This is a genomic window from Primorskyibacter sp. S87, assembly GCF_049801055.1.
In the GTDB taxonomy this organism is placed as follows: domain Bacteria; phylum Pseudomonadota; class Alphaproteobacteria; order Rhodobacterales; family Rhodobacteraceae; genus JBNAGF01.
The window spans coordinates 109,776-128,414 of sequence record NZ_JBNAGF010000003.1 but is presented as its reverse complement, the minus strand read 5'-3'; the positions used below and the strand labels follow the sequence as shown (position 1 = coordinate 128,414).

At 59.1% G+C, this 18,639-nt stretch carries 19 protein-coding genes; 14 read left to right on the top strand and 5 right to left on the bottom strand.

Annotation, left to right across the window (positions count from 1 at the left end):
- Positions 1-254: 254 nt before the first annotated feature.
- The 5 genes from ACP15U_RS06805 to ACP15U_RS06785 all read left to right on the top strand — a co-directional run bounded on the left by ACP15U_RS06805 (position 255) and on the right by ACP15U_RS06785 (position 5,579).
- Positions 255-749 carry a DUF3576 domain-containing protein gene (locus ACP15U_RS06805; RefSeq protein ID WP_425044394.1) on the top strand — a complete coding sequence of 165 codons (495 nt, stop codon included), beginning with the start codon at positions 255-257 and terminating at the stop codon, positions 747-749.
- Between the two features lie 88 nt (positions 750-837).
- Positions 838-3,402 (top strand): leucine--tRNA ligase, encoded by a 2,565-nt coding sequence (gene leuS, locus ACP15U_RS06800; RefSeq protein ID WP_425044393.1) that lies wholly within the window; start codon positions 838-840, stop codon positions 3,400-3,402.
- Complete coding sequence (lptE, locus tag ACP15U_RS06795; RefSeq protein ID WP_425044392.1) at positions 3,389-3,874, top strand: LPS assembly lipoprotein LptE; 486 nt, start codon at positions 3,389-3,391, stop codon at positions 3,872-3,874. The genes leuS and lptE overlap by 14 nt, the downstream gene beginning before the upstream one ends.
- Positions 3,871-4,899, top strand: a complete 1,029-nt coding sequence (gene holA, locus ACP15U_RS06790; RefSeq protein ID WP_425044391.1) for a DNA polymerase III subunit delta — start codon at positions 3,871-3,873, stop codon at positions 4,897-4,899. Before lptE ends, holA begins: the two co-directional genes overlap by 4 nt.
- 83 nt (positions 4,900-4,982) lie before the next feature.
- Complete coding sequence (locus ACP15U_RS06785; RefSeq protein WP_425044390.1) at positions 4,983-5,579, top strand: glutathione S-transferase family protein; 597 nt, start codon at positions 4,983-4,985, stop codon at positions 5,577-5,579.
- A 30-nt stretch (positions 5,580-5,609) separates the two neighbouring features.
- Here ACP15U_RS06785 and ACP15U_RS06780 read toward each other — a convergent pair whose 3' ends face one another.
- Positions 5,610-6,806, bottom strand: coding sequence for a TIGR03862 family flavoprotein (locus ACP15U_RS06780; RefSeq protein WP_425044389.1), 1,197 nt, complete (start codon positions 6,804-6,806; stop codon positions 5,610-5,612).
- Positions 6,807-6,852: 46 nt separating this feature from the next.
- Here ACP15U_RS06780 and ACP15U_RS06775 point away from each other — a divergent pair, with 46 nt between their 5' ends.
- Positions 6,853-7,146, top strand: a complete 294-nt coding sequence (locus tag ACP15U_RS06775; protein WP_425044388.1) for an HNH endonuclease — start codon at positions 6,853-6,855, stop codon at positions 7,144-7,146.
- 10 nt (positions 7,147-7,156) lie between these two features.
- Here ACP15U_RS06775 and ACP15U_RS06770 read toward each other — a convergent pair whose 3' ends face one another.
- Both ACP15U_RS06770 and ACP15U_RS06765 read right to left on the bottom strand, forming a co-directional pair.
- On the bottom strand, positions 7,157-7,765 hold the full coding sequence (locus ACP15U_RS06770) for an enoyl-CoA hydratase/isomerase family protein (RefSeq protein ID WP_425044387.1): 609 nt from the start codon (positions 7,763-7,765) through the stop codon (positions 7,157-7,159).
- Positions 7,762-8,523 (bottom strand): SDR family oxidoreductase, encoded by a 762-nt coding sequence (locus ACP15U_RS06765; protein WP_425044386.1) that lies wholly within the window; start codon positions 8,521-8,523, stop codon positions 7,762-7,764. The genes ACP15U_RS06770 and ACP15U_RS06765 overlap by 4 nt, the downstream gene beginning before the upstream one ends.
- 135 nt (positions 8,524-8,658) lie before the next feature.
- Between ACP15U_RS06765 and ACP15U_RS06760 the strand changes: the two genes are divergently transcribed.
- From ACP15U_RS06760 to lpxK, 6 genes are all read left to right on the top strand, one after another.
- On the top strand, positions 8,659-10,185 hold the full coding sequence (locus ACP15U_RS06760) for a DUF2125 domain-containing protein (protein WP_425044385.1): 1,527 nt from the start codon (positions 8,659-8,661) through the stop codon (positions 10,183-10,185).
- A gap of 118 nt (positions 10,186-10,303) precedes the next feature.
- Entirely contained in the window at positions 10,304-11,650 is a 1,347-nt protein-coding gene (locus ACP15U_RS06755) for a TldD/PmbA family protein (RefSeq protein ID WP_425044384.1), read from the top strand.
- Positions 11,637-12,440, top strand: a complete 804-nt coding sequence (locus ACP15U_RS06750) for an inositol monophosphatase family protein (protein ID WP_425044383.1) — start codon at positions 11,637-11,639, stop codon at positions 12,438-12,440. Before ACP15U_RS06755 ends, ACP15U_RS06750 begins: the two co-directional genes overlap by 14 nt.
- Positions 12,441-12,532: 92 nt before the next feature.
- Entirely contained in the window at positions 12,533-12,775 is a 243-nt protein-coding gene (locus tag ACP15U_RS06745; RefSeq protein ID WP_425044382.1) for a DUF4170 domain-containing protein, read from the top strand.
- Between the two features lie 4 nt (positions 12,776-12,779).
- On the top strand, positions 12,780-13,988 hold the full coding sequence (locus tag ACP15U_RS06740) for a 3-deoxy-D-manno-octulosonic acid transferase (protein ID WP_425044381.1): 1,209 nt from the start codon (positions 12,780-12,782) through the stop codon (positions 13,986-13,988).
- Positions 13,975-14,973 (top strand): tetraacyldisaccharide 4'-kinase, encoded by a 999-nt coding sequence (gene lpxK, locus ACP15U_RS06735; RefSeq protein ID WP_425044380.1) that lies wholly within the window; start codon positions 13,975-13,977, stop codon positions 14,971-14,973. Before ACP15U_RS06740 ends, lpxK begins: the two co-directional genes overlap by 14 nt.
- 102 nt (positions 14,974-15,075) lie before the next feature.
- On the opposite strand, the gene ACP15U_RS06730 is transcribed toward lpxK, so the two are convergent.
- Both ACP15U_RS06730 and ACP15U_RS06725 read right to left on the bottom strand, forming a co-directional pair.
- Positions 15,076-15,729 (bottom strand): DsbA family protein, encoded by a 654-nt coding sequence (locus tag ACP15U_RS06730; protein ID WP_425044379.1) that lies wholly within the window; start codon positions 15,727-15,729, stop codon positions 15,076-15,078.
- 13 nt (positions 15,730-15,742) lie between these two features.
- Entirely contained in the window at positions 15,743-16,261 is a 519-nt protein-coding gene (locus ACP15U_RS06725) for a DUF721 domain-containing protein (protein WP_425044378.1), read from the bottom strand.
- A gap of 84 nt (positions 16,262-16,345) precedes the next feature.
- On the opposite strand from ACP15U_RS06725, the gene ACP15U_RS06720 reads away from it, so the two are divergent.
- Together ACP15U_RS06720 and ACP15U_RS06715 are read left to right on the top strand one after the other, a co-directional pair.
- Positions 16,346-17,401, top strand: a complete 1,056-nt coding sequence (locus ACP15U_RS06720) for an A/G-specific adenine glycosylase (protein ID WP_425044377.1) — start codon at positions 16,346-16,348, stop codon at positions 17,399-17,401.
- A 63-nt stretch (positions 17,402-17,464) separates the two neighbouring features.
- Positions 17,465-18,628, top strand: coding sequence for an alkane 1-monooxygenase (locus ACP15U_RS06715; RefSeq protein WP_425044376.1), 1,164 nt, complete (start codon positions 17,465-17,467; stop codon positions 18,626-18,628).
- Positions 18,629-18,639 lie beyond the last annotated feature (11 nt).

The window sequence follows — 18,639 nt, the reverse complement described above, 5'->3', positions numbered from 1 at the left end:
CCCCGATTTGGCAAGTCTTGCTGTCAGGCGCGGAGCAAAGTCGTTTCGGATGGTGCAGCTTTGCCACAGTGTAATGTCACAATGACCCGGTTACGCCCCCTTGAACGGGGTCCTGTGACGCTAAGTCAACGCGATTGCGCGGATTTGTCGGCCCTCGCACACGGTTGCGATTCATATATACTTGCCCCGCAGACGTGGCTTCGTTAGGAGTTTTCACGCAAAAATACACGAAAAATACACGGTGGGACGATCCGATGAAGCTCAGGGCAGCAGTGCAGGTATCAATGATTGCAGCGGTGGCTGCCGCCCTCACAGGCTGCAACAATGCCCGGACATCGAGCTTTCCGTCGGATAATGGCGGTGTTGTTGGCAATTCACCTGAAGAAATCAGAGGCGACTTTGACGGGCGTTCGTCGCTGTGGGATCTGTTCGGACCGAACAATGCCGAACAGGTTGCCAACGTAAACCGGTATCTGTGGGCCGCTTCGCTGGATGTCCTGAATTTTCTTCCGATTCAATCCGTGGATCCGTTTACCGGGGTCATAGTAACCGGTTACGGAACGCCACCTGGTGGTGGTCGCGCCTATCGGGCCACTGTTCACATCAAGGACCCCGCTCTGGATGCAAGGTCGCTTAGCGTGTCCCTCCTGACAAAGGGCGGCCCGGTCAGCCCCGCTACCACGCGCGCAGTCGAAGACGCGATTCTCAGCCGGGCGCGGCAATTGCGCATAGGGGACGAAGCACTCTGAGCATCGCCCTCTGGAATCCAATCCAAATCCGCACTATCACCGCGCCGGGCCCCTTGCCCGGCGTTTTCAATGACAAGGACCGCAGCAGATGTCGCGATATTCCGCCTCCGAGATCGAAGCAAAATGGCAAGCAGCCTGGGACAAGGCCGGAATCTTCACCGCGACCCGAAAGGCCGACAAACCGAAATACTATGTGCTTGAGATGTTTCCCTATCCATCGGGGAAACTGCATATGGGGCATGTCCGCAACTACACGATGGGCGATGTAATCGCGCGGTACAAACTGTCGACCGGTCATAATGTACTCCACCCAATGGGTTTCGACGCATTCGGCATGCCGGCGGAAAATGCGGCGATGGCCATTGGCGGTCACCCCAAGGACTGGACCTATTCCAACATCGACACGATGGTTGAGCAGATGAAGCCGCTGGGCCTCTCCCTCGACTGGTCGCGGATGTTTGCCACCTGTGACCCGGAGTATTATGGCCAGCAGCAGGCGCTGTTCCTCGACTTTCTCAAAGCCGGGCTGGTCTACCGAAAGAACGCAATAGTGAACTGGGATCCGGTCGACATGACCGTCCTGGCCAATGAACAGGTGGAAAACGGGCGCGGCTGGCGCTCGGGCGCGCTGGTCGAGCGGCGCGAACTGACCCAGTGGTTCTTCAAGATTTCCGATTATTCCGAGGAACTGCTCGACGCACTCGACACGCTTGAAAACTGGCCCGCCAAGGTGCGCCTGATGCAGGAAAACTGGATCGGCAAGTCGCGCGGTTTGGAGTTTTCCTTTGACCGCACCGACGGTGGCGATCCGATCACCGTCTACACCACCCGCCCCGACACGCTCATGGGCGCGTCGTTTGTCGGTATCTCGCCCGATCACCCGATTTCCAAGGCGCTCGAGGCGGACAACCCCGAACTCGGCGCCTTCCTCGCCGAATGCCGCAAGGGCGGTACCACGGAAGAGGCCATAGAGACCGCCGAGAAGCTCGGCTATGACACCGGTATCCGGGTTAAACACCCGCTTGACCCCAACTGGGAACTCCCGGTCTGGATCGCCAACTTCATCCTGATGGACTACGGCACCGGCGCGATCTTTGCCTGCCCCGCGCATGACCAGCGCGACCTCGATTTCTGCCGCAAGTATGACTTGCCGGTGATCGACACCTTCTTTGATCTCGACGATCCCAAGCCCGTCGAGACCGAAGCCTTTGTGCCGCCCAAGGAGCAAAAGGTGAAATGGATCAACCACTTCGCCGGCCTTGACAAGGCCACGGGGCAAGAGGCGATCGACGCAACCATCGACTTTGCCGAGAAACAGGGCTGGGGCACGGGCGTGACCAAGTTCCGCCTGCGCGATTGGGGTCTTTCGCGTCAACGCTACTGGGGCTGCCCGATCCCTGTCGTGCATTGCGACAGTTGTGGCGTTGTGCCCGAGAAGAAAGAAAACCTGCCGATCCAGCTTCCCTATGACGAGGCCGGCAAGCCGATCGACTTTGCCGTGCCCGGCAACCCGCTGGACCGCCACCCCACGTGGCGCGACTGCGCCTGCCCGTCCTGCGGTGCACCCGCGAAACGCGAAACCGACACGATGGACACGTTCGTGGACAGCTCCTGGTATTTCGCACGGTTCACCGCACCGCGCGCGGCAACGCCCACTGTGGCCGAAGATGCCGAGTACTGGATGAACGTCGATCAGTATATCGGCGGTATTGAGCACGCGATCCTGCACTTGCTCTATTCGCGTTTCTTCGCGCGGGCCATGCACATCACGGGCCATTTGCCCAAAAAGGCGATCGAGCCGTTCGGCGCTCTTTTCACCCAAGGCATGGTGACGCACGCAATCTACCAGACCACCGGCGACAACGGTCGGCCCGTTTATCACTACCCCGACGAGGTTGAACTGCGCGATGGCAAAGGCTTCCTAAAAGATGGCGCCGAGGTAGAGATCATTCCTTCGGCCAAGATGTCCAAGTCGAAGAATAACGTGGTTGATCCGCTTCACATCATCTCGTCTTTCGGCGCGGATACCGCGCGCTGGTTTGTCCTTAGTGACAGCCCACCGGAACGTGACGTCGAATGGACCGCCGCCGGCGCCGAGGCCGCATACAAGCACCTCAACCGGGTCTGGAACCTGTGTGACAAGATTTCCGCGATGGATCCAAACGCCAAGGGGCAGGGCGACGAAGAGCTGCTGCGGGAAATGCACAAAACGATCCACGACGTGACATTGGGCATCGAATCCTTCGGCTTCAACGCGGCGATTGCCAAGCTTTACGCCTTCACAAACACACTGGCGAAATCCAAGGCCGGGAGCGCCGCGCAGAAACAGGCGATTATGACACTGGCCCAGTTGATGTCTCCGATGACGCCGCATCTGTCCGAAGATATCTGGGCGCATCAGGATGGCGAGGGTTTGATCGCGACGGCAGATTGGCCAGTCACTGACGAGGCTATGCTGGTGGAGGACACCGTGACCCTGCCGATCCAGATCAACGGCAAAAGACGCGGAGAAATCAACGTTGCCAAGGATCTCGACAAGGGAGAGGTTGAAAAAATCGCTTTGGCAACCGAAGCTGTGCAGAAGGCGCTCAACGGTGGCGCCCCGAAAAAGGTTATCGTGGTTCCGGGCCGTATCGTGAATGTCGTGGTCTAAGCGCAAACTCCTTCTGGCACTTCCGCTGATCCTCGCGGCCTGCGGGTTCGAACCCGTCTATGCGCCGGGTGGGACCGGTGCCGCGCTTAATGGGCGTGTCGAAGTCTCCGCTCCGGACACTGTCGAAAGCTATCAGTTGGTGCGGACGCTCGAAAACCGTCTGGGGCGAAGCTCTTCTCCTGAGTACAAACTGGATGTCACGGTTCGGACAGCGGCTCAGGGGCAGGCGATCACCATCTCGAACGAGATCGAACGGTACTCGCTGGTAGGTGAGGCCGAGTACAGCCTAACCCGAATCTCGGACGGCGACATTGTTGCCTCTGGCGATGTGCGAAACTTCACTGGCTACTCGGCAACCGGCTCGACGGTCGACACGCTCGCTGCGGAACGCGATGCACAAGAACGGTTGATGACGATACTCGCAGATCAGATCACCACCCAGCTGTTTGCCACCGCGGACCTGTCCTCATGAAGCTAAGCCCGCGAGAAGCGGACGGCTATTTTGCCAAGCCTGATCCGGACAAAACGGGCCTGCTGATCTATGGCAGTGACGCGATTCGAGTGGCTCTGAAACGCCAACAGGTCTTGGCAGCCCTTCTCGGCTCCACGGCCGAAGAAGAAATGCGTCTCAGCCGAATTCCGGCTGCCGACCTGCGCAAGGACCCGGCATTGCTGCTCGATGCAATCAAGGCCGTAGGATTCTTCCCGGGACCGCGAGCGGCCTTTGTCGAAGATGCAAACGACTCTGCTGCGCCCGCAATCCTGACCGCCTTGGACGATTGGGCCACGGGAGACGCCCAGATCATCGTAACGGCCGGCCAGCTCAAGGCCAGCTCCAAGCTGCGCAAGGCATTCGAAAAACATCACGATGCCTTCGCTGCCGGGATTTATGACAACCCGCCAACACGCGCCGAGATCGAACGAATCCTTGGCGAAGCTCAGATTCGCGACGTGCCCGGTGACAGCATGTCGGCGCTTGTGGATCTGGCGGCTGATTTAGGCCCGGGAGACTTTGCGCAAACCATCGAGAAAATCGCCCTCTACAAGCGGAACGATGGTTCGCCGCTAAGCCTCGAGGACATTGCAGCCTGCGCTCCACGGTCAACCGAAGCTGCGCTGGACGATGTTCTCAACGTGGTAGCCGAAGGGCGTGCGCCTGAGATTGGCCCACTGATCAAGCGACTTCAGGCGCAAGGGACAAATGCCGTCAGCCTGTGTATCGGCGCGACCCGACACTTCCGTACTCTGTACACCTGTGCGGCCGATCCGGGTGGCCCGGCGCAAGGCATCGGAAAGCTGCGCCCACCGGTCTACGGACCTCGCCGTGACAGAATTCTGCGGCAGTCGCAAAGCTGGGGACCGCACAAGCTGGAAACAGCATTGACCGTGCTGACAGATACCGATCTGCAGTTGCGATCGGCCGGCCAGACAGCCCCGGCTCTGGCGCTGATGGAACGGGCCTTGATCAGGTTGGCAATGCTGTCACGATCACGTTGAACGCGACGGCAGTTCAGTCAACCTCTTGAACTCGCGTGCCAAGAGGTCAGAGTAGAGCCAACGCATCTATCAAGGATCTGCCGATGTACAAGGTTTACGGTCGCCTGCAAAACCGCGCCTCTCGCGTGATCTGGCTGCTCGAGGAATTGGGCCAAGACTATGAATTTATCGACGCAAGCCCGCATGATCCTCGTGTGCTGGCGCTGAACCCGACAGGAAAAGTACCTGTCCTCGAGGATGACGGAATGGTGTTGACCGATAGTTCGGCCATCATGACCTATCTGGCAGACAAGCATGGCGACCTGACCTATCCCGCCGGGACAAAGGAACGGGCGCAACAGGACTCACTTTTTTTCGCGCTTCTTGACGACTTCGACTCCGTTCTATGGACGGCGTCCCGCCACAAGTTCGTGCTGCCGGAAGACAAGCGTGTGCCGGAGGTTAAACCCAGCCTCGCCTGGGAATTCGACCGCAACTTCAAGCGCATGGCAAAGCGGTTCAATGGGCCGTTCCTGCAGGGCGATAAGATGACGATTGCTGATATCCTGTGCTGTCATTGCATGAGCTGGGCGCACAATGCCAAGTTTCCGATGAATGACGAAACGATGCTGGCCTATTCCAGCGGGCTGCGCAAACGCCCGGCCTACAAACGCATGGCTGCCTTGTCGGCGCCCACCTGAAAGGGCTGCGCTGCTATTGGCAACGGTAGCTTAGCCCGGGCGAACCTGATCTATCCATGCAGCGGCCGACCGCCCGGCCAGACGCCCGGTTGCGAGGCATCCCGTCAGCAGGTAGCCACCGGTCGGGGCCTCCCAGTCGAGCATCTCTCCGGCACAGAAAACGCCGGGGCTGGCCTTTAGCATCAGCCCCGTTTCCATTTCCGAGCGCGGCACCCCACCCGCGGTCGAGATCGCCTCGTCCATCGGGCGCAAGCCCGCATGCCGAATTGGCAAATACTTGACCGTTTCCACCCAGTTTTCACGCAGCAGAGAGGAGCTCTTTGTCATTTCGAAAAAAAGGGCCACCTTTTCCGAGGGCAGTCTCAGGTCTTTTTTGAGCCAGCGCGACAGGCGCAGCTTTGAACCTTTCTTGGCCAGCTTTTTCGTCATGGCATTAGCATTGATGTCAGGCACAAGATCCACTGCCAATTCCGACCCGTTGCGCAGAGCTGGGGTGAGCGGATACATCCCGCCCCCTTCGAGCCCACGCGACGATATGATCGCCTCTCCGCGAGACATCAGCTCGCCCGCAGTCCAACGCACCGATTTCAAGGGAGCGCCCCAAAAGGGTTTCATGTGATCAGACCATTGAACTGCCACGGCGGCATTGGCGGGCAGAAAGGGGGCTAAAGAAAGTCCCGTTTCGCCCAGAATTCCGGCCCATTTTCCGTCTGACCCGAGACGGGCCCAACTGGACCCACCAAGGGCCAGCACGGTTGCATAGGCCTGAACACCTTGGGGACCATCCGGTGTTTCGAACATGGCGACCCGATTGTCCCATCCGACCCAGCGCCAACGAGTCCGGATATCCACGTTCAACTGTTCCAGTCTCGCGAGCCAGGCCCGCAACAGAGGCGACGCTTTCATGACTTCGGGGAATACGCGGCCAGTAGACCCGGTGAACAGAGTCTGACCGAAATCACGCGCCCATTGCTGCACCTCGTCCGGGCCAAACTCGACCAGCATGGGGCGCAACCATTCGGCCCGGTCTCCGTAGGCACTAACAAAAGTCTCGAACGGCTCTGCCTTCGTCAGATTCAATCCTGACTTTCCTGCCATCAGGAACTTGCGCGCCACCGATGGCTTGGCCTCTGCCACCAGCGTCCGGTATCCGGCTCGGCCAAGTTGCTCGGCGGCGATCAATCCGGCCGGACCCGCCCCGATCACCAGAGCATCGCATGTGATCATCTGCCTTTCCCCTTGCCCTTGCCATCTGTCCGGACGACTGTTCCTCATGGCCGATCCGATTTGTCCGCTGTGCGACCGCCCGATCCCTGCGGACGCACGACGAAGCCTTCACCATCTGATCCCCAAGCTCAAAGGAGGCAAGGGCGGCCCCACGGTATTGCTGCACGACATCTGCCATCGCGAGATTCACGCCAGCCTCAGCGAAGCTGAACTGGCAAGGAACTACAATACCATTGAAGCCCTGCAAACCCATCCGAGACTCAGTAAATTCATCCTCTGGGTTCGAAAGCGCCCACCCGGGTTTTCTTCACGTGTCCCCGGAAAACGGCGCAAACGTTAATCTAGTCGGTTCACTGACACAGGTCGTGTATCCCACGCGCAATCTCGGGCTTGGCGTCCAAGGTGTCTGCCACAAGCTCTTGCGCCGCCGGCATCAGATCTTCTGGGTCCACGATCCGGTCAATCAGTCCGTAGTCGTAGGCGACCTGCGCGGATATCTTCTGTCCGCCCATCAGGATCAACTTGCTACGCGCAGGTCCGATCAGCGCAGCCATACGCTTTGGATCAGACGGCTGTGGAAGAAAGCCGAGCTTCATGACCGGATAAAAGAACTTGGCCGAGGGAACTGCGATGCGAATGTCGCAGGCCAGCGCCATCCCCATCGCCCCACCGGCAAGAGTACCGTTCAGCGCCGCGAGTTTGAGGCAAGGCAGGTTGGCCAGCGCCGACGATAACCGTTCCCACACGGGCGAAAGGGCCAGACCGGCACGCGCCTCTTCCAGATCGGCGCCGGCGCTGAATACACTGCCCGTGCCTGTCAGGATCAGAGCGCGCGCCGAACCGGCCGATTCAGCAATTTCGGCCAGTTCGCCGAGCATTTTCCCGGTCAGCGAATTTGCCTTTTCCGGCCGGTTAACCGTAACCGTCCAAAGCCCGCCTTCCGTTTTCAGTTCAATCATACAAGACCAACCCACCTGCGAATGGCATCTTCACGCAGGGAAATCTCTTCCCCGACATATACGTCCGCTTCCGCTGAACACATCCACAGCAACGTCCGCGCCGGCCAGTCCGCCGGTATGTGATCCTCCCATGCCAGTTCACTGACCGGGTTGACGCCAGACGCCTTGATCTCACGCTGCATTTGAGTTGCAACCGTCCCGGGGGAAAGGCCCATGGCACGGATACCATGCTCCCTTTCTTCCTTGTCGAGGCAACGTGTCAACATCGCGGCACCCGCCTTTGAGGAACAGTAGTGGCTCCACGCTTCGACCGGGCCATGCGCTGCGCCCGAGGAAATTGTCAGGACAGAACCTCCGCCTGCCTGTTTCATCACCGGCACGGCTGCGCGCATTCCGAAAAACACACCTTTCAGGTTGATGTCGATCACTTGCCCCCAATCATCGGGATCCGCCTGAGACAGGTGTGAAATTGGCTCGATGACGCCTGCGTTTCCGATCAGAACATCAATCCCACCAAACCGATCAACGCAGGTTTGAACGGCCGTTTCGACCTGGCGGAAATCGGAGACGTCGCAGGCAACCGCTACGGCCTGATCTCCAATTTCGCCCGCAAGTGCCGCGACCGCATCGATGCTGCGGGCCGCCAGCACTACATTTGCGCCCGCAGCGGCAAAAACTCGCCCTGCTTCCGCCCCTATTCCGCGGCTCGCGCCAGTGATCAGAACCGTTTTTTCATCCATACGAACTTCGGTAGTCATTGGTGTCTTTCCCCTTTTCCCGCAATCCGCTCATGGGTAGCCCGGCAGGGGGAAAGCGTCTAGCCCATGCCCCCTTGACGATGGCTGGACATGGGCAGACGATGTGCGCGAAATTTGATCGAGAAGGGTTCTCCTATGTCTGTTACTTTCGCGCGCACCTGCGGTGCAGTTCTGGCCTATGGGCTGGCAACGCAAACCGCTTGGGCTGACCTGTCGGCCAATGATGTCTGGTCCGACTGGCGCGCATACCTAGCCAGTGTCGGCTACGAAATCACTGGGGATGAAAGCACATCCGGCGACACACTCACGATTCGCAATTTTGTTGCCAACATGGACATCCCCGAGGAGGAAGGTTCGGTCAGGTTTGAGGCCGAGGAACTGACACTGGCCGGAAAAGCTGACGGCACCGTGTCGATCACGTTTCCCGATCGTATGCCGCTGTTGATTGATCTCGAAGTCGAAGAAGGCGAGCTGATTACTGTCGAAGTCGGCTATTCACACAGCGGCGCGGCCCTGACGGCATCCGGCTCTCCCGACGATATCACATATGACTATTCCGCAAGCGAAATCGCTGTCTCGCTGGATTCGGTAACAGCCGAAGGGACACCGGTTCCGTCAGACTTGGCGCATCTGAACGTACGGATCGCAAATGTCGCAACTACCACCCAGATGAAACTGGGCGAAATGCGCGACTACAATCAAACTATGTCCGCGGATGCCGTGACTTACGATGCAAAGTTTGGAAACCCCGAAACCGATGCGCGCATCGAAGCGAATGGCAAGATCGACGGGCTTGCCTTTTCCGGTACCGGTATGATCCCGATCAACCTTGACCCATCCAAAGTCGATGAGCTGTTCTCGTCCGGTTTCAGCTTTGACGGAGCCTTTACCTATGCGGGTGGTTCAAGCGCGCTTCAGGGTACAGGAAACGGCGAGGAGTTCGGGTACAACAGCACCTCGACCGGCGGTAAGCTGGGCGTGTCGATGGACAACGGCCATTTGGGTTACGACGTATCGCAAAGCGGTGTAGCTATCTCGGCAACCAGCAATGAACTGCCCTTCCCTGTCGACATGGCCGCAGCCGCAATGGGCTTCAAGCTGGATATGCCTACCGCGAAGTCCGAAGAACCACAGGACTTTTCGCTCGCAGTCAACGTATCCGATTTCACGATGTCGGACATGATCTGGGGCATTTTTGATCCGTCACAGGCACTACCACGAGACCCGGCCAGCGTCTTGCTTGATCTGAGCGGCAAGGCAACCGTTCTGTTCGACCTTATGAACCCGGCGGACGCGGCGATGATGGAAGACTCCGGCGCGAACCCGGGCGAATTGAACGCGTTGAGCATCAACAATCTGCTTGTATCGCTGGTGGGCGCGACACTGACCGGCACCGGCGACTTCACCTTCGACAACAGCGACCTGACCTCGTTCGACGGCGTCCCGGCTCCGACCGGCGTGGCGAACCTGAAACTGGCGGGTGCCAATTCCCTGATCGACAAGCTGATCGGCATGGGAATGATGTCGGATTCTGATGCGATGGGCGCGCGGATGATGATGGGAATGCTAGGCGTGCCGGGCGAGGAACCGGACACGCTGACCTCCAAGATCGAGATCACAGGCGACGGTCAGATTCTCGCCAACGGCCAGCGCATCAAGTGATCCGCGTCCAATAACACCTAAGGGCCGCCGATTTCGGCGGCCCTTTTTCTTACCGGACTTGCGCAAACAGGGACGCGAGGCTACCTCCTTTCGGACAGCCGATAACAGCGGAGCACCCATGACCCGATCCCCGGAAGAGATCAGCCACGCCCTTCTCGATGCCGCGCGGATGGCCGGTGCCGATGCCGCCGACGCCATCGTGATCGAAGGCAGCTCGATCTCTGTCGACGTGCGCGCGGGCGCGCTGGAACATGCTGAACGCGCCGAGGCAACCGATCTTGGCCTGCGGGTCTTCATGGGACGACAGAGCTCGATCGTGTCCTCGTCCGACAGCCGGGCAGAAACCCTGACAGCAATGGCCGAACGCGCTGTCGCAATGGCACGCGAAGCGCCTGAAGACCCCTATGCCGGGCTGGCGGATACTACGCAGTTGAGTGCCGGGTGGAACATCGAGACGCTGGATCTCGTGGATGCGTCTGAAGAGCCCTCTCCCGGGGCGCTCCAGTCGGATGCACTGGCGGCCGAAGCCGCCGCACTGGCAGTCAAGGGTGTCACGCAGGTCTCCGACGCTTCTGCCAGCTATGGCCGGCACGAAGTCCATCTGGCCGCAACCAACGGATTTTCGGGAGGATACGGTCGCACTCAGCGATCCACATCCTGCGTGGCCATTGCCGGCACTGGAACCGGTATGGAGCGAGATTATGACGGCGACAGCCGAGCGTGGCAAAGCGATCTGCGCAGCCCCGAAGAAATTGGTCGCACCGCCGGTGAACGCACCGTCGCCCTGCTGAATGCCCGCAAACCGGAAACCGGGAGCTATCCTGTTCTGTTCGATGAACGTGTGTCATCTTCTCTTGTCGGGCATCTTCTGGCTGCGTCCAACGGTGCAGCGGTGGCACGCGGCTCCTCTTGGCTGAAGGACTCTCTGGGCGAGCAGGTTTTGCCTCAGGGCATGTCCCTGATCGAAGATCCACACCGCCCGCGTATTTCAGGATCGCGCCCCTTTGACGCCGAAGGATTGCCCACGCGTCACCGTGCGATTGCCGAGGATGGCAGGCTGATGGGATGGACAATGGATCTGTCCAGTGCGCGCAAACTGGGATTGGAATCCACTGGAAATGCCGCACGAGGCGTGTCTTCGCCGCCGTCACCGAGCAACTGGAACCTCGAACTCTCTCAGGGAGAGAAAACCCGTGCCGACCTGCTTCGGGACATGGGCACCGGTCTTTTGGTGACGTCAATGATCGGGGCGACCATCAACCCCAATACCGGGGACTATTCTCGCGGGGCATCCGGGTTCTGGGTGGAAAACGGCGAAATCGCCTACCCGGTCAATGAATGCACTGTGGCCGGCAACCTTCGGGAGATGCTGGCTCGGATTATCCCGGCAAATGACGCTCGTCGCTATTTGTCCCGCGTTGTCCCCTCGCTGCTGATCGAAGGCATGACCCTTGCCGGCGCATGATCTGGAACTGCTGATAGACGCAGCCCGCGCCGCCGGAAAAATCGCCACTCGTTTTGTCGGGGGCGAGGCGCAGCGGTGGGATAAACCCGACGGAGCAGGCCCTGTCACAGAGGCCGATCTCGCGGTCAACGAGATGCTCGAGGCCGAGCTTCCCTCCGCCCGACCCGATTACGGCTGGCTTTCGGAGGAAACCGAAGACACCGCAGAACGGCTGGAACGCGAACGGGTTTTCATTATTGATCCCATTGATGGAACGCGAAGCTTTGCGGACGGATCGCGAACTTGGGCACACTCTTTGGCCATTGCGGAACATGGAGTGGTCACTGCCGCCGTGGTCTACCTGCCGCAACGCGACATGCTCTTTGCCGCCGCCAGAGGTAAAGGCGCAAGGTTGAATGATGAGTCGATCCATGTCTCGCAAACCGGAGAACTCGGCGCGTCACAAATCCTTGCGGCACGACCCAACCTGGAGCCCAGACACTGGTTGAACCGCGAAGCCCCGCAGTTTGAACGCACCTATCGACCGTCACTTGCCTATCGCATGGCACTGGTGGCGCAAGGGCGGTTCGACGGGATGCTGACCCTCCGTCCGAGTTGGGAATGGGATATCGCAGCCGGAGACCTGATCCTGCGAGAGGCAGGCGGGTGGTCCACTGACCGACACGGTCAGCCCTTACGGTTCAACAACCCTCATCCCAAGGTCGAAGGGGTCATCGCGGCCGGCCCACAGATCCACCGACAGATAAAGAACGCACTGGACCCCGACAGCAGCGGAATCGCTCCGCACTAGCAGGACAGTCGGCGGCAATTCTTGACCTCAGAAAGGAATGGCTTAGGGTGCCGGCGAACGCGCAGCCCTGATGCATCCCGGAAGGAATGACCATGACCCAACGCCTTCATCTGGTCTTTGGCGGAGAGCTTCTCGATCCAACGCGCAGTGTGTTCAAGGATGTCGATGATATCCATATCGTTGGCATGTTCCCGGATTACCAGTCAGCCTATGACGCCTGGAAGGCCGAAGCTCAGCGCACGGTAGACAACGCGCATATGCGCTACTTCATCGCCCATATTCACCGTTTGCGCGACGAAAAGGCTGAAACTTCGGCCACCGAAGAGCTGGGTTGAAGTCATGGGCCGCTCGCTCAGTCTTGCGGCCTACCGCGCCCTGTCATGGCGCAAACCGCAACACAGTGCAGGCCCGCGCCCACCGCGCCCCTCGGGAGAACTGGTTTGGGTTCATTCCGATACTCGCGCCCGGTTTGACGCTCTTCAGGAGCTTTGCGACCGATTGCAGCAAATGCGGCCCGGGATACATGTGCTGCATACTTGCCCGGCAGAAACGGCAACGTCCGAGGCGCTCCCGATTGGCCCTGATCATCCCGGAAGCGCCCGGGCCTTTCTGAATCATTGGCGTCCCGATCTCTGCATTTGGTCCGGAGGCGATTTGCGACCGAACCTGATATCGCAGGCCTCTGAACGCAACGTGCCCATGCTTCTGCTGGATTTTTCCGCAGACGATCCCGGCCTGAACAGGAAACGCTGGCTTCCGGATCTGGTCCGCAGCACATTGCAGTGTTTCGACACGGTTCTCGTCGAAAGTGAAAACTCTGCTCACTATCTTCGCCGCGCCGGTATTTCGGAAAACAGGATCTCCCTGTCGGCTCCCCTTCGAAGCGGAGCCAATCCGTCACCTTGCTCCGAGGATGCCCTACACGAGCTCAACGAAGCGCTGGCAAGCAGGCCAGTCTGGCTGGCGGCCTACGCCTCTCCGAAGGAATTCGAGACAATCCTGCAGGCCCACCGGAGCGCCCTCAGACTGGCCCATCGGCTTTTGCTGGTTCTGATGCTGGACGACCCCCGGGACTTGCCTGAAATGAACGCCCAGCTCGACAAGTCTCGATTGCGCCATGCGGATTGGGACGAGGGAGACGAGATTCAGGACAGCACTCAGGTTCTCGTGTCCGGCGATCCGGCAGCGCTGGGTTTGTGGTACCGCGTCGCACCGTTGAGTTTTATGGCGAGCTCGCTTGTTAAGGGAACAGGTGGTCGCAATCCGATGGAAGCGATCGCGCTTGGCTCTGCATTGCTATATGGTCCACACATTGGTGATCACATGGATACTTATGCCCGCCTGTCGCAGGTCGGCGCGGCCCGCGTCGTCAGGGATGCGGACGAACTCGGCGCGAGCGTGGTGCGCCTGATCGCCCCAGACAATGCCGCAGAGATGGCGCTTGCTGGTTGGAAACTCATCACTGAGGGCGCGCATCTGACGGACCGGTTGCTGGACCTTGTTCAGGACAAGTTGGATCTGGCGGAGGTCAATCATGCGGGCACCTGAATTCTGGTTCTCGGATCCCGCCCGACCGAATTGGCAAGCGCGTGTTCTCAAACCATTAGGCGTCTTCTATGCAAAGGCGACAGCGCGCAGAGTAGCGCAAGAGGACGGCTTCCGCGCGTCTGTTCCCGTTATCTGCGTTGGCAACATCAATGTCGGCGGCACCGGCAAGACACCCACTGCAATCTGGCTGGTCGAAGCCCTCCGCGATGCAGGGCACGAACCGCATGTGGTGTCCCGTGGCTATGGTGGTTCCGTGGAAGGCCCGGTTCGGGTCGACCCAGCGCGCCATAAGGCAACGCAGGTCGGAGATGAACCGTTGCTGTTGGCAGCGTTTGCCGAAGTCTGGGTGGCCAAGAATCGTGCGGACGGAGTTCAGGCCGCCGCCGATTTTGGTGCCACGGTGATCGTGCTTGATGACGGGTTTCAGAATCCCGGAGTAGCCAAGGATTTCTCGTTGGTCGTGGTGGATGCCAAGCAAGGATTTGGCAACGGGCTCTGCCTGCCGGCCGGTCCGCTGCGCGAACCTGTCACTGCCGGTATGTTGCGTGCAGATGCCGTTTTATCCATTGGTACAGTTTCAGCGCAATTGGGCTTTTCGGCACGTTGGGCCAAAGACATCCCGGTGCCACATCTTCGCGGCGCGCTGGAACCGTTACAAACCGGCATGGACTGGTCAGGCACGCGCGCTCTGGCCTTTGCCGGCATCGGAAATCCGGCAAAGTTCTTTGACACACTTCGCGAACAGGGCGCTGACGTCATCCGGGCAGAGGCGCTGGACGACCATCAGCCGCTGACTCCTGCGCTCATGAATCGGCTGGATGGCGAAGCCAAAATGCTGGGTGCCCAGCTTGTAACAACCGAGAAAGACGCCGTGCGGCTGCCCGCAGGTTTCCGCAGTAAGGTCATTACCCTGCCGGTGCGGTTGCAGATTGAAAACGCTGAGACGCTGCACAGCATGTTACTGGAAGTCGCTCCTGCACCGTGACACCAACGGCCTCACCGCGACACCACCTTGCCCAAATAAAGACAAGGCCGGCCACAAGGGCCGGCCCAAACGGTTCTGTTCGCTTTGCCGTGACGCGCCAGATCAGCTTCCCAGCTCGGCTTCGATCAGCGCTTTGAACTTGTCATAGGCCTGGTTCTCGACCTTCTCACCGTTTACGATGAAACTGGGCGTTCCCTGAATGCCGTGTTCTTCGGCGTTCTCCTGATACCAGGTCACCAGAGCCTGCGCATTGTCGGCATCCATCAGGCAGGCTTCGAGTTGTTCATCGTCAAGTCCGGCAAGGCGACCGATCTTGCGAAGCTCATTGGCGATCTCGCCGGGTCCACCGGCCCCCGACCAGTTGGCTTGATCGTTGTAGATCAGTTCTGTCATTCCAAAGAACTTCTCGGGGCCCGCACACCGGGCGATCATCGAAGCCCAAAGTCCGAAACGATCGAAATAAACTTCGCGATACACGAACTTCACCTTGCCGGTATCAATGAAGTCCTTCTTGAGTTGTTTGAACGGCCCCTGATGAAAACTAGCGCAATGCGGGCAGGTGAATGAAGCGTATTCAATAATCTCGACAGGGGCGTTTTCATCACCAAGCACCATTTCGACTATTGCGGTCGAATCCGCCTCTTTGACCTCTTCGGCCGCGGCGTAAGGTATCGGGCTGCCGGGCAGGCCGACAGTCAGAAATCCGCCTAGCGCAATCGCGAGTACGGCATAAAGAAGGTTACGCATTCGGGTCATGTATTACTCTCTTTCAGGTTTTGTTCTTGGATAGGACATTGCGCCCCAAACGTTCCAACGCGACACGCAGATCGTCGTTTTCCACGGTGCTGGCGGTTCTGGCGGCTTCCGCTTCGGTTTCGGGAGAAAAGGTCTGTTTCGGTTCCTCTGACTTCTGGGCGAAAACGGCCTGCCCTTCGGAAAAACCAGTTGGTGCAGTTTGAGTGATCCGGATGCGGCTGATCGCATTGTAGCCATATACAGCATTGACCCGTTCGCGCAGACGCTCTTTCTGCATCTCGAGTATCGGTGCATTCGCTCCGGTGGTCAGCACCGTCAGCGTCGCGCCGAACCCACCTTTGCCGTATCCCACATTGACCGGACGCGCGATGGCGGCGATGTCCTGTCCGGCGATCTCGGTCCAATGTGTCAACAACCGCGAAACTGCGAAGCCCCGGCTTTCGCCCGCCTTACGGATCTGCTCGGTCAGCAGCGAAGAAGTTCGCTTGAACCCGCGGGTTGTGGAACGTCTGCGTGGTCTGGTTTGTGACATGAATGGTTTCCGAACCTCCGCGCGCTATTGTAGACGGAAGAAAGCGACGCGCCAGCGAAACCGAAAGGCAGGGGGGCTTAAAGTTTGCGTGATCAGGACGTGAGGCGGATCCCTGCCGAGCTGCTGGAATGGTACGACCACCACGCACGGGTGATGCCGTGGCGTGTCGGCCCCGCCCAGCGAAAATCAGGCATCACGCCCGATCCCTATCGAGTCTGGCTTTCCGAAGTGATGCTGCAGCAAACAACCGTGGCTGCTGTAAAAAACTACTTTCATCAATTCACATCCCGATGGCCAACTGTCAGGGATCTGGCCCGATCGAGTGATGCCGATGTGATGGCCGCATGGGCCGGGCTTGGATATTATGCGCGGGCTCGAAACCTATTAAAATGTGCACGCGTTGTTGCCTTTGATCTGGATGGCCGTTTTCCTGACACCTATTCCGGGTTGATCGATCTGCCGGGAATCGGCCCTTATACCGCCGCCGCGATCTCGGCCATCGCGTTCGACCGGCAGGAAACGGTTCTGGACGGCAATGTAGAACGGGTAATGGCGCGACTTTTTGATCTGCACGATCCGCTACCGAGATCAAAGCCGCTGCTGCGCGCTCATGCCGAGGCTCTGACCCCTGCCACTCGACCGGGGGACTATGCACAGGCCGTGATGGATCTGGGCGCGACGGTCTGCACGCCGAAATCCCCAGCCTGCGGGATCTGCCCCTTGCGCCCGGACTGCGTCGCGCGTCTTGCTGGAACAGCTGCGGATCTGCCCAAGAAATCCCCGAAGAAACCCAAGCCCACAAGATACGGTATCGCTTATCTGGCCCGCACAACCGAGGGCGGCTGGATCCTCGAACGGCGTCCTGACAAGGGCCTGTTGGGCGGGATGCTCGGCTGGCCCGGACCCGACTGGGGGGAGACGTTGTCAGACACTCCGCCCTTTGACGCAGATTGGCGAGACTTCCCCGGCGAGGTTCGCCATACTTTCACGCATTTCGACCTGATCCTAAAACTACGGCTGGCAAGAATTGACGCGGAACAGGTTCCCGTCAGCTACCAGATCATTCCCCGCCACGATTTCCGCCCCTCGGACCTGCCGACTGTGATGCGCAAGGCGCATGATCTGGTGCGCGACCGATAACCCACTTGGGTTTACCTGTGCGGTGGGTCTACTGTTGCGCCAGAGCAGAACATGGAGGCCGGGATGCATAGCCCCGAACCCCTCACTGGTACGACATTGACTGCGAGTACCCTTGCGCGCTGGCAAAGCGCCGCACCATTCTGGTGTTCGTTCCTACTGATCCCGCTGATCTGGTATGCAGCGCTACAAGGCGGCTGGACATTGGTTCTGGTGCCGCTCTCAACTTGGTGGGCCTTTGCCATTCTGGACCGAATGCTGGGGCTGAATGTGAACAACGCCGACCCGCAGATCGATGACGAGGATCTGGGGTGGTACATCGCACTGACGCAGCTTTGGGCGCCTTTGCAATTCCTGACCCTGTTCGGGTTGATCTGGTTCGTTTCGGACAGCGATCATCTGTCCACAATCGAAAAACTGGCTCTGTTCTTCGGTGTCGGAATCGCAACCGGAACCGTGGGCATCAACTACAGCCACGAGTTGATGCATCAAAAGGGAAAACGGGAACGCTGGCTTGGAGATATACTTCTTGCCATGGTGCTCTATTCTCATTTCCGATCGGAGCATCTTTTGGTGCATCACCGATATGTCGGAACGCCGCGTGATCCGGTAACGGCGCGCTATAACGAAGGCTTCCATCGGTTTTATCCACGCGTGCTGCGAGAGAGCCTGACCTCTTCCTTCGCGGCCGAAAAGAACCTACTGGCCCGAAAAGAACTTCCCTGGACCGATTTCTCCAATCCGTTTTTTCGGTACTGGTTCTTGCAGGGCGTAATGCTTCTGCTGGCGCTTGTGCTGGGCGGGTGGGTTGGCCTGGGCCTCTTTCTGATGCAGGCAAGCGTTGCGATCTGGCAACTGGAGTTGGTCAACTATGTCGAACACTACGGCCTGACCCGAAAGCATTTGGGCAAAGGGAAATATGAGCATGTCAAACCGCACCACTCGTGGAATGCGGCGCATAAGGCGTCCAATTGGTTGCTGATCAACCTCCAGCGCCACTCGGACCACCATTACAAGCCAAACCGTCGCTTTCCCCTTTTGCAGAACCATGCAGAAGACGAAGCCCCGCAGTTGCCATACGGATATCCCGTCATGACAGTTGCGGCGATGATACCGCCGCTCTGGCGTCGAGTGATGAACCCGCGGGTTCGACACTGGCGGCGGCTGTATTACCCTGAGATTGCCGATTGGAAACCTTACAACCGTGCGAACAACCCGATGCCTCGTTGAAAGCTGAGAAA